The organism is Rhodococcus sp. AC861, assembly GCF_979256035.1.
This window is the reverse complement of sequence record NZ_CEEDMW010000107.1, coordinates 1-237: the sequence shown is the minus strand read 5'-3', so window position 1 is coordinate 237 and position 237 is coordinate 1. Positions and strand designations below refer to the sequence as shown.

General features: G+C 69.2%; 1 protein-coding gene. It reads right to left on the bottom strand.

Annotated features, from left to right (window positions below):
- Positions 1-237, bottom strand: a 237-nt coding sequence (locus tag AC0IX4_RS23345) for an MFS transporter (protein WP_471831461.1), incomplete at both ends; no start/stop codon positions are given.

Below are 237 nucleotides of genomic sequence, written 5' to 3'. Positions count from 1 at the left end.
GGCCCGAGCCGCGATCAGCATCTCGCTCGATCCCGACACTCCGCACCACAGCGCCGCCAGCGTGAAGACGCCGCGTCCCGCGATGGAGAGGTTCTTGGGTCCGACGCGGTCACCCAGGCGACCGGTGACCAGTAGGGGCACCGCGTAGGCCAAGAGGTACGCGCTGGTCACCCAGATCACGCTGGAGATGTCGGTCTGCAGGCCCTCGAGGATCGCGGGGTGCGCGACGGCGACGAT